The following is a 13611-nucleotide window of genomic DNA, read 5'->3' as shown; positions in this document are numbered from 1 at the left end:
GATGGCACAAACCTTGACAGCCCGCGTCTGGCGGGAGCAACCGCAGCGCTACCGCCTGAGGGCCAACCGGTGCCGCGAGACGGGCGAGATCTGCTTCCCGCCGCGTCTGGTGGTGCCGGGCAATCTGCGGCCCACTTTCGACGAGATACATCTGGAAGGGCAGGGACGGGTGCTCACCTTCACCGTGATCCGCGTGCCGCCTTCACCCTTCAGCGATTTGGCCCCCTATGCCCTGGCCGTGATCGAGACGACGGAGGGCGGCCGCTTGACAGCCCAGGTCACGGACTGCGACCTCACCGACGTGAGCATCGGCATGCTCGTGCGCTTCGAGTTCCGGCGCATCTATGAGGACAACTCCGCCTCGGTCATCTACTACGGATACAAGGCGGTGCCCATGCGCTGAACAGCGTGCGGCCGGGTTCGTCGACCTGCTGCCCGACTGAGGCCCTGAGCTTGGGGGCATGATTCCGGCCGCGCGAACGCGAGATCCTTCATGAGAAACCACCCGCATCTGCACCATTCCGTCCGGAACCTGATGCAGCCGGCCCCGCTTGTCCTGCGCGAGGGCATGAGCATGGCCGAGGCCCTGGCCGAGATCCGGGACAAGGTCGACAGCGACGTCATCAGCTACTTCTATGTGGAGGACGGCCAGGGCCGGTTGACGGGCGTCCTGCCCGTGCGCCGCTTGCTCACCACCCCCCTCGAGGCCATGCTGCAGGATCACATGATCCGCGAACTCCGCACCCTGCGCGAGTCCTCCACCGTGCTGGACGCATGCGAGGCCTTCGCCATGCACAAGCTGCTTGCCTTTCCTGTTGTGGACACGGACAAGCGGCTGTTGGGCGTGGTGGACGTCAAGGCCTTCACCGAAGAAATCTTCGAAGTGACCGAGCACGAGCGGATGGAGGAGTTGTTCGAGGCGATCGGCTTCCGCATCTCGCAGGTGCGCGGCGCCAGTCCGCTCACCGCCTGGCGTTTCCGGTTCCCCTGGCTGCTGGCCACGGTGGCCAGCGGCCTGGCCTGCGCCTTTCTGGCAGGCGCTTTCCAGCTGACGCTGGCGCGCTCCCTCACCCTGGCCTTCTTCATGACCCTCGTCCTGGGACTGGGCGAAAGCCTCAGCATTCAGACCATGACAATGACGGTGCAGGAGCTGCGCACCCGCACACCGACCCTGCGCTGGTTCCTGGCCACCCTGCGTCGCGAGGCGGCCACCGCCGGCCTGCTGGGCGTCTCCTGCGGCCTGCTGGCCGGCGCCCTGGCCTGGTTGTGGCTGGGCGAGAAGATGACCACCCTGGTGCTGGGCGGCGGCATTCTGCTCGCCATGTTGTCGGCGACCACGATCGGACTGGGCATCCCCGCCCTGCTGCACTCCTCCCGCCTGGATCCCAAGATCGCCGCCGGTCCGGTGACCCTGGCCCTGGCCGACCTGTCCACCCTCCTCATCTATTTCTCGCTGGCCACCTTGATGCTATGACGCGGGGCTTCGACGGCATCCCCGCACTCATGGCCGATTTCGTGGACAGGTGTCCGACCATGGGTCGGACACCATGGCTATTCTTGCCGTCCAATGTCCGCGACAGCCCCATCCACTGGACCATCGCCTCCGCTGCGGATGTTCCGGCCACGTCCGTGTCCACCCCTCCAATCGGCTGCCGCAGTTGCTCGCCGCCATGTGGCAAGAAATTGGACAGTGCGCGCACTGCAGTTCGCGGGATCATTCCCCAGTCAAGAACTGAAGACAGGTGTCCGACCCTTGGTCGGACACCTTGGCAAAAATTGCCGTGCGCCCCGCTGGACAGTCCTGCCCAAGGAACACCGGCGCGGACTTGCCCACCACCTTCCACAAAAAGGGCCGGCGTCGCCGCCGGCCCCTTGTTCTTTGTCTGGTCGGGCTGCTCAGGGGCGGACCTTGTCCTCCGGCGCGGCCGGTCGACGACCGTCCTGCGCGTCAAGGGTGGGGATCGCCGCCGGATCGGCGGCGGCCCGCGCGCCGGCCACGGCGGTCACGATGTAGTAGCGCTGCTCCTGCGAGAGGGCGCTGACATGCAGGTGGCTGGTGCCGGCCACCTGGGCGAGCAGGGTGAAACCCTCCCGCGCCTCGTCGCTGACATAGACGCGGTAGCCCGCGGCGCCCGGCGAGGGGGGCCAGGACAGCAGCACGTCCGCCCCCAGGGCCGTGATGGTCACCTCCACCGGATCGGGCGCCACCGCCAGGTTGCCCGTCAGGCAGACATTGTCCACATGCCAATACCAGTCGTAGCGGTCATGGAACTCGAACTTGATCCGCACCTGCTCCTGGCCCGCTGCCCAGGAACTGATGTCCAGCGTGTTGACCCCGCTCACCGTCACCTCGCCGCCCGTGCCGTCGGCGTGCCACTCGCCCAGGATGTAGGGCCAGGTGAGGCCGCCGTCGACGGAGCCCTTGACCCAGGCGTCGGTGAAGGCGCCGCTGTAACCCATGCGCAAGAGGTGCCAGAAGCTCAGGCCGAGGGCGCCCTGGTCGCGGCAGTCGAAGACAGGGCTGAGCAGGGAGGCGTGGTCCTCCTGGGTGGTGCTGCTGTATTGGATGTAGGCGGTCTGGCCTTGGCCCGTGTAGCTGCCGATCACCCAGCTGTTGCCGCCGGGGAGGTGCTGCACGACGCTGAAATCGTCGAAGCCGCTGGTGAAGCTCTGGCAATACTCCAGTCCGACGGGCAGCAGGATCTGGAAAGACCAGGTCGTGCTCACACCCTCGTTGGCCTGGGGCGAGGCGTCCACCGCCCGGATGCGGTACTCCACCAGCTGGCCGGGCGCCACCGGGCCGGGAATGGCGGCGCTCCAGTTGTTGCCGGCCGTGTTGGTCATGGGGATCAGGCTCCAGGCGCTGCCGCCCACCCGCTTCTCAAGCGTGGCCGAGGCCACGCCGGAGGCGTCGCTGATCAGCGCCGCCACGGTCCAGGGTCCGCTCCCGTCCGAGGTGTCGGGCAGGGGCGTGTGCGCGATGGCGGGCGGCGACATGTCCACACCGCCCGTCGAGCTCACCTGGATGAGGTTGGACCACACGCTGAGCTGGTCCTCGGCGTCGCGGGCACGCACTTTGTAATACCAGTCCCCGGGCGACTGGTCGACCACCGTCCAAGCCTCGGCGGTCAGACCGTCGGCGATGGTCGTCTCGGAGGCGAAGGCCGGCACGGGGCTGAAATCGTCCACATAGAAGCCTTCCCCCAGCACCGCGCCGTCCGTCTCATAGCGCAGGCGGACGTTGATGCTCTGCCCCACGTAGGCCGTCAGCGGGAAGGTGGCCGCCACCCAGCCGCTGGAGGCGCCGGTGATGCCGTTGCCGTCGTTGGTGCCGTTGGGGTTGGTGGTGGTGGTGATGCTGCCGGCGATGGGCGTCCAGGTCACGCCGTTGGTGGAGACTTCCACATAACCGTAATCCCAGTTCGTCTCGATGTTGTACCAGGACCGCATGGCCAGCTGCATGCCCGCCGTCACCTGGATGGCGCTGTTCAGCACCGCGGTGGCGTTGCGGTTGTGGCCGGTGCCTCCGAAGTAGCTGTTGGGCGGGCTGTAGGAGCGGGCCGTACTGAGGGCGAAGCCCACCGTTCCGGACGTCCAGTTGGCGGCGCTGGCGAAAAAGTCCGTTCCCTGGGTGGGGCCGCTCAGCTCGCGCAGCTCATAGGAGAGGGCGGGATTGTTGGGGTCGGGAGCGGGCGTGCTCCAGGTCAGGGTGTAGCCATCGCCCACCTCACCCAGCTCGTCCAGCACGGGCGCCGCGGGGGGCAGCTGGCTCCAGGGGTTGCCCGCCATCTCGGCGAAGAGGAGATTGGGCTCCAGATTCTCCGCCACCAGGGCGGGAATGCGGGACTCGGCCGGCCAGAAGCCGTCGCTGCCCGTGCCCACCTCCGGCGTGATGGCCATGATCTTGGGGTGTTCGCCCTGCGCCCCGTAACACCAGTCCACCGTGTCGCCGTTGGTGTTGTAGAGCAGTTCCCAGGCGGCGCCGCAGGTGTAGCCGTTGAAGTTGCTCATCAGGTCCGTCATGATGACGAAGGCGCTGTGGTCCGGCTCCGGTGCATGGATGTTGGTGTAGCCGAAGGGGTAGATGTAAAGGTTGCTGTAGCTGTGGTAGGAGAGGGCGGCGACGAAGTTGCGGCTGTTGATGAAGGTGCGCACCGCCATGTCCTCCGGCTCGCTGAAGGCGGCCGGACCGCGGTAGGTCTCGCTTGAAGGGGTGGGGCTGGAACCCGAATTGTCGTAGCCCCACTGGTAGCCGTAGTTGCGGTTGAGGTCCACGCCCCAGCTGCCATCGCCGTTGTTGCGGCGGTTCTTGCGCCACATGCCGCCGCCGTTGGGGTTGGTGCTCTCGTTGTAGAGGACGCCATCGGGATTCATGAAGGGGATGAACCACAGTTCCCGCTCGTCCACGATGGCCGTCACCCGCGGGTCCGTGCCATAGTTGCTGGTGAGGTGGTTCAGGAAATGCAGCAGCACTTCAATGGTGATGGCCTCCCGCGCATGGATGTAGCCGCCGTAGAGCACTTCCGGCTCGTCCTCGTCGATGCCGGGATTGTCGGAGACCTTGAAGGCCCAGATGGGATTGCCCTGGTGGCTGGTGCCGAGGGAGATGGGAGCCCCCACGATGTCCGGGAAATCAGCGTGGAGCTGGTTGATGGCGGCCATGCCTTCGCTGAAGGTGTGGTAGGCGCCGTAGTTGCGGTCCGCCGTGAGGCGATCGGCGTAGTGCTGCTCCAGGTCGGCGATGAGCACCTTGGGATTGAGGCCGGCCCGGGTCACGGCCGCCAGCTCGGCGTCCTCCAGGGGAAGTTCGATCCCCGCCTCGGTCAGCACGGTGCCGCAGGGATCCAGCCCCCCCAGGGCCTCCGCCAGGCGGGGCAGCCCGCTTTTGTCCTGGATGGGCACGAAGACCTGGTGCCAGGCGGCCGAGGCGCTCTGCAGCCCGGCCAGCAGCAATCCCAAACCCAGCAAGCGACGCATGAGGCTCTCCTTCTCCTGATGGGAAACGCCCGCCGGCGGCCCAGGGACCGCGCTTGTCCAAGATGAATGATGTATGGGCGGGTTCCGGACGGGGTAGCTTAGGATACAACAGCTTTGAAAGCGAGCGGAATTCTCACGAGGGCTGTTTCTTCATGTTGCGGATGCGGCGCTTGAGATCGCGCGCCGCGTCATCCCCCGCATGCTGTCGCAGGTGGCGCTTGATCCAGCGCAGGGCCTCCCTGCGATCCCCCACCATGAGATAGGCCTGCGCCAGGTTGCGGCCCACCCCTTGCTCCAGCGATTTGCGGCGGTCCAGCTGGTGGAGGCTGAGACCGGTCTGGATCACGCCCGGAGCGAAACCGGCCGCGTGATACTCGGCGTGCAGGCGGCGCAGGGCCCTTGCCTCAGTCCCCGGCATCAACATGGCGCGCTTGTAGCACTCCAGCTGCTCGTTGTAGCAGCCTTCCATGTCGAAGCGGTTGAGCCAGGAGTGCAGCTCGGCCAGTTGGATGATGTCGTCGCCACTCATGCCCCGGCGCGGCGCCCTGTTGAAGGCCCAGTCCTTCCAGGCGAGGGCCGGGCCGCCCTGGATGCGCTGTTTGAGGCTGTCGGTCTGCGCCCGCTCGGTGCGCTGCCAGGCCTCCTGGAGCCGGTCGATGCCAAGGGCAAGGCTGTCCCGCAGGGAGGTCAGGCGAGGATCCGTCTCCACGGCGCGGATCGGGGCGCCACACATCAACAACCCGGTCATCAGCAGCACCAGGCATCTCATCGCATTTCCCCGTAGTCCGGTCGATCCACAATGCGGTTGTCGCCATCCAGCACGATGACCTGGGGCAGCGGCCGGTCTTGGGCGTCCACCCAGGCGAAACTCATCACGACGAGCTGGTCGCCGGGCTGGCAGAGCCGGGCCACGCCGCCGTTGGGCGAGACTTCCCGGCTGCCGCGCTCGGCGGGGATGAGGTAGGTCTCGAAGCGCTGGCCGTTGGTCAGGTTGCCCACCAGGACCTTCTCGAAGGCCACCATGCCGCAAGCCTCGTAGATGCCCGGATCGATGGCCAAGCTCCCGTTGTAGTCCAGGTTCGTGGCCGTGACACGGGCCTTGTGGATCTTCGATTTGAGGATCTGCAGGGTCATGGATGTTCCTGTCAACTTCCCTTGCCGCCCACCGCCACGGCCGCTGAGTATAGCATTGGGTGCCTGCAATGTCAGGTCCGGGCGGCGGCATGACTTCGGCCCGTTGGATTGGATTTAGGGCAACAGCAGGGCAGCACCAGGCCATCACCAGGGCAACACCTGGTCGACGCCAGGGCAGCACCAGGCCATCACCAGGGCAACACCTGGTCGACGCCAGGGCAGCACCAGGGCAACACCAGGGCATCACCAGGGCAACACCAGGGCAGCACCAGGGCATCACCAGGGCAACACCAGGGCAGCACCAGGGCATCACCTGGTCGACGCCAGGGCATCACCAGGGCAGCACCAGGGCAGCACCAGGGCAGCACCAGGGCAGCACCAGGGCAACACCAGGGCAGCACCAGGGCAACACCTCGCAGTCCCCCGGCGACGTAGCATGGCTTTCACAACCCAGCACTTGCCAATGTCCTGAGAATGCGTGACTATGTGACCCGCTTGACCAAATGGGTTACATGAGTCATCAGGTCTTCGGGTCAACGGGTCAGGCAGTCAGGAGTCGTCATGGACAAAGCGGATCTTCTGCTGGAAGCGGCCGCCCGGCGCTTCGCCCTTTATGGCTTTCGTCGGACTGTGCTGGATGACATCGCCCGCGACGCCGGCATCGCCAAGGGCAGTATTTATCTGCATGCCACCAGCAAGGAGGATCTCTTCATGCAGGTGGTCAGCCGCGAGCAGCGCCTGATGACCGAGGCGGCCAGCGAGGCGGCGGCCGGACATGAGGATCCCCGCCTGGCGATCGAGGCCATCATCCGCCGCATGCCCGACTGGCTGGTGGAGCGCCCGCTCATGGGGCGCCTCATGACGGGCGATCCCGAGCTGGGCATCGGCCCCGAGCTGGGCAGGCAGATCGAAGGGGCCTGCCAGGGCGACAAACCGCTCTTCACCCTGATCGGCGCCCTCGTGACCACCGGCGTCGAGCGCGGCATCTTCCGCCGGGACCTGGTGGTCGAGGCGCCCGTCTCCATCGTCGTCTCCATGTTCCACATCTATCTGCACAACCGGCGGCAGCGCTTCATCGAACTGGATGACGAGACCTTTCTGCGGGAATTGATGCGTATTCTGTTCGAGGGTATCCAGATCCATGAGCGGGGGCTTCATGAGGACAAATAGCCGCTTGTTGTGGCTGGGATGGGTGATCCTGGGCGGCAGCCTGGCCTATCTGCGCCCGCTGTGGGCCGTCGAGCGTTTCGAGCCGCCGGTGGGTGAGGCCGTCCAATGGCTGCTGGAGCACAACCGGGACTACCAGAAAGCGCTGGCGGACCGTCGCAAGGCGCGCCTGGACGTGGTCGAGACCGGCGCCGCCACCCTGCCCAGCCTCCAGCTGAGCGCCACGGGGACGCACCTGGGCAACATCCAGGATTTCAAGTTCGATTCCTTGACCCTGACCACGGCGGCCGACGACAACTACAGCTTCAATCTGGGCCTCACCCAGTTGCTCTTCTCCGGCAGCGCCTTCCAGGCCATCGGCGTGGCGCGCAGCTACGAGCGCGTCGCCGAGGCGTCCCTCGCCGTGCAGCGGGCCGCCCTCCTGCGCGGCTTCCTCACCGGCTACTCCAGCATCGCCCTGCTGGAGGAGCTGCGCGTCTTGAACGAGGAGGTGGTGGAGGGGACCAAGGCCCGCCTCGAAGACGCCCGCCTGCTCCACGAGATCGGCGCCCTCTCCCGTTTCGACCTGCTGCGCAGCGAGGTGGAGCACATGAACTCCATTCCCGCCCTGCGCGAGGCGGAGGACCAGTTGGACCAGGCCCGCGCCGCCCTGGTCCTGCAGTTGGCCCTCGAACCCGGCACGGAGCTGGGCATCCGTGCCTTCGAGCTGGCCTGTTCCGCCCTGGCGGCGGAGTTCCCCGGCCTGCTGGCCGAGGGCTCGCTGCCCGGCGGGGAGCGGGAGCGGCTGGTCGCCTTGGCCCAGCGCCATCGTCCGGAACGCGATCTCGCCACCAACGCGGTGGAGGGCTATCGCCGGGCCGTGCGCGTCTACCAGAGCGACCACCTGCCCACCCTGGCCGCCTTCGCCAACCTGGAGCACGCCAACCAGTGGGACATGTTCTCCCAGGAGGAGACGTGGCGCAGCAGCTGGAACGTGGGCCTGCAGGCCAGCCTGCCCCTTTTCAGTGGATTCCGCACGGCGGCGCAGGTGGCCAAGGGACGGCAGGACCTGCGCAAGGCCCAGGCCGACGAGTCCCAACTGCTGGACGCCATCGGCCTTGATGTGCGCACGGCCCTGGATGAATTGCAGCGGCGCAGCCTGGACATGATGGCCTGGGAGCGGAACGCGGAGGCGGCGGCCGAGGGCCTGGAGATCGCCCACACCCGCCGCGAGAGTGGCGCCGGCTCCGAGCTGGAACTGCGGGACGCTCGCACGGCGATGAAGGCGGCGCGGGCCAACGCGGCCCTGGCCCGCCACCAGCTGCTGACGGCGCGCATCGACCTGCTGCACGCCCTGGGCCTGCTGGACGAGACGTTCTACCTGGATTCGAGCAAGTGAAGCGAGGTTATCCCATGACACGCATGAGCGCCGGCCCGCGCCGGATGATGGTCCTGCTGGCCGCGACCGCCCTGAGCCTGCCGCTCCTGGCCGGTTGCGGACGCAATGGTCAGGCCGCGCCCTCGGGGAATGCCAAGGACTCCCTGGAGGGCGCCGATCACGAAAGCCAGGTCAACGTGGTGGTGGAGACCCTGGCGCCCCGGCCTTTCAGCGCCCGTCTCCTGCTGGTGGGCGAGGTCCAGTCCGAGAACGCCGCCACCCTTTCCGCGCAGACGGCCGGGACCCTGCAACAGATCGTGGCCGACCGCGGCGCCCGGGTGCGCGCCGGTGACACCCTGCTCGTCCTGGACAGCCGCCGCTACCAGGCGGCCCACGACGCGGCGCGGGCGCAGGTGGAGAACGCCGCGCTGGACTACCAGATGGCGGACCGCCTCTTCCGCAATGGACAGGGAATCAGCGAGAGCGACTGGAAGAAGGCCCAGAACGGCCTGCGCATGGCCGAGGCGGCCCTGGCCGCGGCGCGCATCGATCTGGAGAACTGCTTCGTCACGGCGCCGATGGCCGGCGTGGTGGCGGAGCGCTTCGTCAACCTGGGCGAACTGCTGGCCCCCGGCGTGCCCCTGTTGCAGCTGGTGCAGAGCGATCTGAAGGTTCGCTGCGGCCTGCCTGAGAACCAGGTGGGCCAAGTCACGACGGGCATGCCCGCCACCGTGCGCGTCCCCGAAGCCAGCCTCGAGACGCCGGGCCGCGTCCGCTGGGTGGGCGAGGTGCTGGATGGCCGCTCCCGCACGCTTCCCTTGGAGCTGGAGCTGCCCCGCCAATCCGCCCTGCGCCCAGGCATGGCCTGCCAGGTGGAGATCCGCCACGGCGGCACCGGCCACAGCCTCGTCGTGCCGGTGACGGTGGTGCAGACCGCCCCCGATCACCTCTTCGTCTACGTGGAAGAGGACGGCCGCGCCGTCCATCGCGTGGTCCAGCCCGGGGAGCGGGACGGGGACCTGATCGAGGTGAGGGCCGGCCTGCGCGAGGGGGATCGCCTGATCGTCTCCGGCCACCGCGGCCTGGTGGACGGCCAGGCCCTCCGCATCGTGCCGGCGAGGGGCGGCGGCGAGGCCGCGGCCAAATAGCCTGCGCGCCGGCCTTGCCTGGGATCGGACTGAGATCATGAACAGGACATCGCCCACAGCCAGGGGATAGGCATGCACATCAGCGATTACGCCCTGCGGAACCGGCCAGCCATCTTCATTCTGGTGGTGATGGCCATCATCTTCGGCCTGCGCAGTTACTTCACCCTGCCCCGGGAATCCGCGCCGGACGTCACCATTCCCTACGTCATCATCACCACGCCCTACTTCGGGACCAGCGCCGCCGACATGGAGAACCTGGTCACCAAGGAGATCGAGAAGAAGGTCGGCGAGATCGACAAGATCAAGGAGATGCGCTCCATGTCCGGGGAGGGCATCTCCGCCATCACGGTGGAATTCGATCCCAAGGAGAGCGTGGGCGACATGCTCAACCGGGTGCGGGAGAAAGTGGACCTGGCCAAGCCGGAGCTGCCCGCCGACGCCGAGGATCCCATCATCACCGAGTTGAACATCAACAACTGGCCGATCCTGCTCATCAACCTGTCCGGCGACTATGGCCCCGTCCAGCTCAAGGACGTGGCCGAGGACATCCAGGACGAGTTGGAGAATGTCCCCGGCGTGCTGGACGTCACCATCTCCGGCGGCCGCGAGCGTGAAGTGCAGGTCGACGTCGATCCCGAGCGCCTCCGCCACTACCGGCTGGGCCTGGAGGACGTGCAGCTGGCCATCACCGGGGAGAATCTCAACCTGCCGGGCGGCACCATCGAAGTGGGCGACTACGCCTACCTGCTGCGCGTCCCCGGCGAGATCACCGACCCCGAGGAGATCGCCCGTTTCGTGGTGAAGGCCGACAAGCACTTCCCCATCCATGTGCGTGACGTGGCCGAGGTGCGCTTCGGCTTCAAGGACCTGTCATCCACCGCCCGCATGGAAGGGCGCGACTGCATCACCATCGCCGTCACCAAGCGGGCCGGGGAGAATCTCATCGGCATCGTGGACGAGGTGCGGCGGCGCATCAACGACATGGTTCCCGGGCTGCCGCCCACCACGCGCATCACCTTCACCAGCGACCAGTCCAAGGACATCGCCATGATGGTGGACGAGCTGGAGAACGGCATCATCAACGCCCTCATCCTCGTCGTGGCCGTCCTCGTCCTCTTCCTCGGCTGGCGCACCAGCATGTTCGTGGCGGTGGCCATCCCGCTCTCCATGTTGATCAGTTTCATCGTCCTCCAGGCGCTGGGCTACACCCTCAACATGATCGTCCTCTTCAGCCTCATCCTGGCGCTGGGCATGCTGGTGGACAACGCCGTCGTCATCGTGGAAAACATCTACCGCTATGTCTCGGAGGGGCACAGCGCCTCCCAGGCCGCGCTCAAGGGCACGCGGGAGGTGGCCTGGCCGGTCATCACCTCCACCCTCACCACCCTGTCAGCCTTCTTCCCCATGATCTTCTGGCCGGGCATCATGGGCGAGTTCATGAAATACCTGCCCATCACGCTCATCATCACGCTGTCGGCCTCCCTCTTCGTTGGCCTGACCATCAACCCCGTGCTGGCCGCCACCTTCCTCAAGCTGAAGGACGCCCACCGCGAGACGACGCGCCGGGAGTCACGCTTCGTGGCGCTCTACCGCTCCACCCTGCGCTGGGCCCTCGGGCACCGCGGCTTGGTCCTCGCGGCGGCCCACCTGTCGCTCTTCGCCGTGATCGGGCTCTATGGCGCTTTCGGCACCGGCGTCGAGTTCTTCCCCGACATCGATCCCAAGAAGGTCTTCGTCGACTTCGAACTCCCCTCGGGCAGCCGCCTGGAGCAGACGGACTCCTACTTGGGGGAGGTTGAGAAGGGGCTGGGCGCCTACCCGGACATCCTCACCTACGTGGCCCAGTCGGGGGTGGGCACCTCCGACTTCGACTTCGGGACGGGCAGCGCTGGTCCCGCCAACAAGGGGCGCATCTCCATCGACATGGTGGATCGCGAGTACCGCCAGCGGCGGACGCCGCTAACCATCACCGACATCCGCTCCTCCCTGACCGACGTGGCGGGCGCCAAGGTGACGGTGGAGAAGATGGAGGAGGGTCCACCCACCGGCAAGCCGGTGACCATCGAGATCAGCGGCGAGGACTTCCGCACGCTGGGCGAGCTGGCCGACGACATCATCGAAAAGATCAAGGGCGTCTCCGGCCTTGTCAACCTGGACAGCGACTTCGACCGCGGCAAGCCGGAGATCCAGATCCTGGTGGACCGCCAGCGCGCCGCCTACCTGGGCGTGGGCACGGGCCAGATCGGTTCCACCGTGCGCATGGCCTTCAACGGCGCCGAGTCCGGTACCTTCCGCGACGGCGAACAGGACGTGGACATCACGGTGCGCCTGGCCAAAGAGCATCGCCGGCGGGTGGAGGACATCGAGAACCTCAACCTGGTGATCGAGGAGGGCGACCTCGTGCCCTTGTCCAGCGTGGCCTCGGTCAATCTGACCACCGGCCTGGGCGGGATCAACCGCAAGGACCAGAAACGGGTGGTGACGGTGGCGGCGGACGTGGAGGGCCGGCTGCCCAACGACGCGTTGCTTGAGGTGAAGAACATGCTGGCGGAGCACGAGCTGCCCCGCGGCTACGCCATGACCTTCGCAGGCGAGAGCAAGGACCAGGAGGAGGCCGAGGCCTTCCTCAGCCAGGCCTTCGTCATCGCCGTCTTCTCCATCGGTCTCATCCTGGTCGTGCAGTTCCACAGCCTGACCACGCCCCTCATCATCATCTTCAGCGTGCTGCTCTCCCTCGTGGGCGTCTTCTCCGGCCTCCTCATCACGCGTCTGCCCTTCGGCATCATCATGACCGGCGTGGGCGTGATCAGCCTGGCCGGCGTCGTGGTCAACAACGCCATCGTGCTGCTGGACTACATCGGCAAATTGCGGGCGCGGGGCCTGGCGAAACTGGACGCCATCATCCAGGGTGGCGTGACGCGTCTGCGCCCCGTGCTGCTGACGGCGGGCACGACCATCCTCGGCCTTGTCCCCATGGCCGTGGGCATCAGTTTCGACTTCAAGAAATTTCACTGGGTGACGGACAGCGACTCGGTGCAATGGTGGCAGGGCATGGCCGTGGCCGTCATCTTCGGTCTCCTCTTCGCCACGGCCCTCACCCTCGTCATCGTGCCGGTCATGTACTCCACGGTGGACAGCTTGAACATGTGGCTGCGCAAGCGCTTCGGCCGGCTGGTGAACCAGGATTGAGGGAGTCGATCGGGGTCTATCGACGCAGACCTCTTTGGCGTGTCCGTCACCGCCCGTACTCCATCCCCCTGCCAGGGAAAAAGCCGGGATGGGGGTTCGCCGCCGCTGTTCGCACGCCTTCCCCCTGCAAGGGGGAAGGCCAGGATGGGGGTTTGCCCCAAAGCCCTCTTTTCGGCCTCGTCGCGCGTCACGATGCTGCATCTTGCGGCGCCAGCGCCGCGCTCTTGCACCTTTCTTTCACGGGCGAAAGAAAGGTGCCCAAAGAAAGCCCTCTCCAAGACATGCAGGACCCTAACTAGGCGGCCTCGCGGCCGCCGTCGAACAGAGGGCCCTATCACCTGATGTGGTCCCCATGGCAATAGGTTCAGGCCTACGGCCTTCACCTCACGTAGCCACATCTCACGCCTGGCGAAGCTACCCCTGGCATGTCTAGACTTTGTTTTCGGCCTCGTCGCGCGCGCCACGCCGGGACGTCGCGCGCAGCGCGGCGTCCGAGCGTATGCGCGCGCAGAGGCCGAAGAGTAGGTGCCCAAAGAAAGCCCTCTCCAAGACATGCAGGGCCCTAACTAGGCGGCCTCACGGCCGCCGTCGAACAGAGGGCCCTATCACCTGATGCGGTCCCCATGGCAATAGGTTCAG

The 13611-nt window shown here is 66.7% G+C and carries 9 protein-coding genes; 6 read left to right on the top strand and 3 right to left on the bottom strand.

Features of this window, described 5'->3' with window-relative positions:
• The first annotated feature begins 1 nt into the window (after window position 1).
• On the top strand, window positions 2-403 hold the full coding sequence (locus Q8O14_04055; GenBank protein ID MDP2359911.1) for a Zn-ribbon domain-containing OB-fold protein: 402 nt from the start codon (window positions 2-4) through the stop codon (window positions 401-403).
• A gap of 90 nt (window positions 404-493) precedes the next feature.
• Complete coding sequence (locus tag Q8O14_04050; protein ID MDP2359910.1) at window positions 494-1474, top strand: magnesium transporter; 981 nt, start codon at window positions 494-496, stop codon at window positions 1472-1474.
• Window positions 1475-1896: 422 nt separating this feature from the next.
• On the opposite strand, the gene Q8O14_04045 is transcribed toward Q8O14_04050, so the two are convergent.
• From Q8O14_04045 to Q8O14_04035, 3 genes are all read right to left on the bottom strand, one after another.
• Window positions 1897-4977 (bottom strand): M14 family zinc carboxypeptidase, encoded by a 3081-nt coding sequence (locus Q8O14_04045; protein ID MDP2359909.1) that lies wholly within the window; start codon window positions 4975-4977, stop codon window positions 1897-1899.
• A 133-nt stretch (window positions 4978-5110) separates the two neighbouring features.
• Window positions 5111-5746 (bottom strand): hypothetical protein, encoded by a 636-nt coding sequence (locus Q8O14_04040; GenBank protein ID MDP2359908.1) that lies wholly within the window; start codon window positions 5744-5746, stop codon window positions 5111-5113.
• The gene (locus tag Q8O14_04035) at window positions 5743-6111 is read right to left on the bottom strand and encodes an aspartate 1-decarboxylase (GenBank protein ID MDP2359907.1); all 369 of its coding nucleotides are present in this window, start codon (window positions 6109-6111) and stop codon (window positions 5743-5745) included. Before Q8O14_04035 ends, Q8O14_04040 begins: the two co-directional genes overlap by 4 nt.
• Window positions 6112-6672: 561 nt before the next feature.
• On the opposite strand from Q8O14_04035, the gene Q8O14_04030 reads away from it, so the two are divergent.
• From Q8O14_04030 to Q8O14_04015, 4 genes are all read left to right on the top strand, one after another.
• Window positions 6673-7281, top strand: coding sequence for a helix-turn-helix domain-containing protein (locus tag Q8O14_04030; GenBank protein ID MDP2359906.1), 609 nt, complete (start codon window positions 6673-6675; stop codon window positions 7279-7281).
• A complete protein-coding gene (locus Q8O14_04025; protein MDP2359905.1) occupies window positions 7253-8656 on the top strand; it encodes a TolC family protein in 1404 nt (467 codons plus the stop codon). The genes Q8O14_04030 and Q8O14_04025 overlap by 29 nt, the downstream gene beginning before the upstream one ends.
• 14 nt (window positions 8657-8670) lie before the next feature.
• A complete protein-coding gene (locus Q8O14_04020; protein MDP2359904.1) occupies window positions 8671-9783 on the top strand; it encodes an efflux RND transporter periplasmic adaptor subunit in 1113 nt (370 codons plus the stop codon).
• 72 nt (window positions 9784-9855) lie between these two features.
• Window positions 9856-12972, top strand: a complete 3117-nt coding sequence (locus Q8O14_04015) for an efflux RND transporter permease subunit (protein ID MDP2359903.1) — start codon at window positions 9856-9858, stop codon at window positions 12970-12972.
• Window positions 12973-13611: the final 639 nt, after the last annotated feature.

The organism is bacterium, from assembly GCA_030685015.1.
Taxonomy (GTDB): domain Bacteria; phylum CAIWAD01; class CAIWAD01; order CAIWAD01; family CAIWAD01; genus CAIWAD01.
This window is presented reverse-complemented; position numbering and strand designations above follow the sequence as displayed.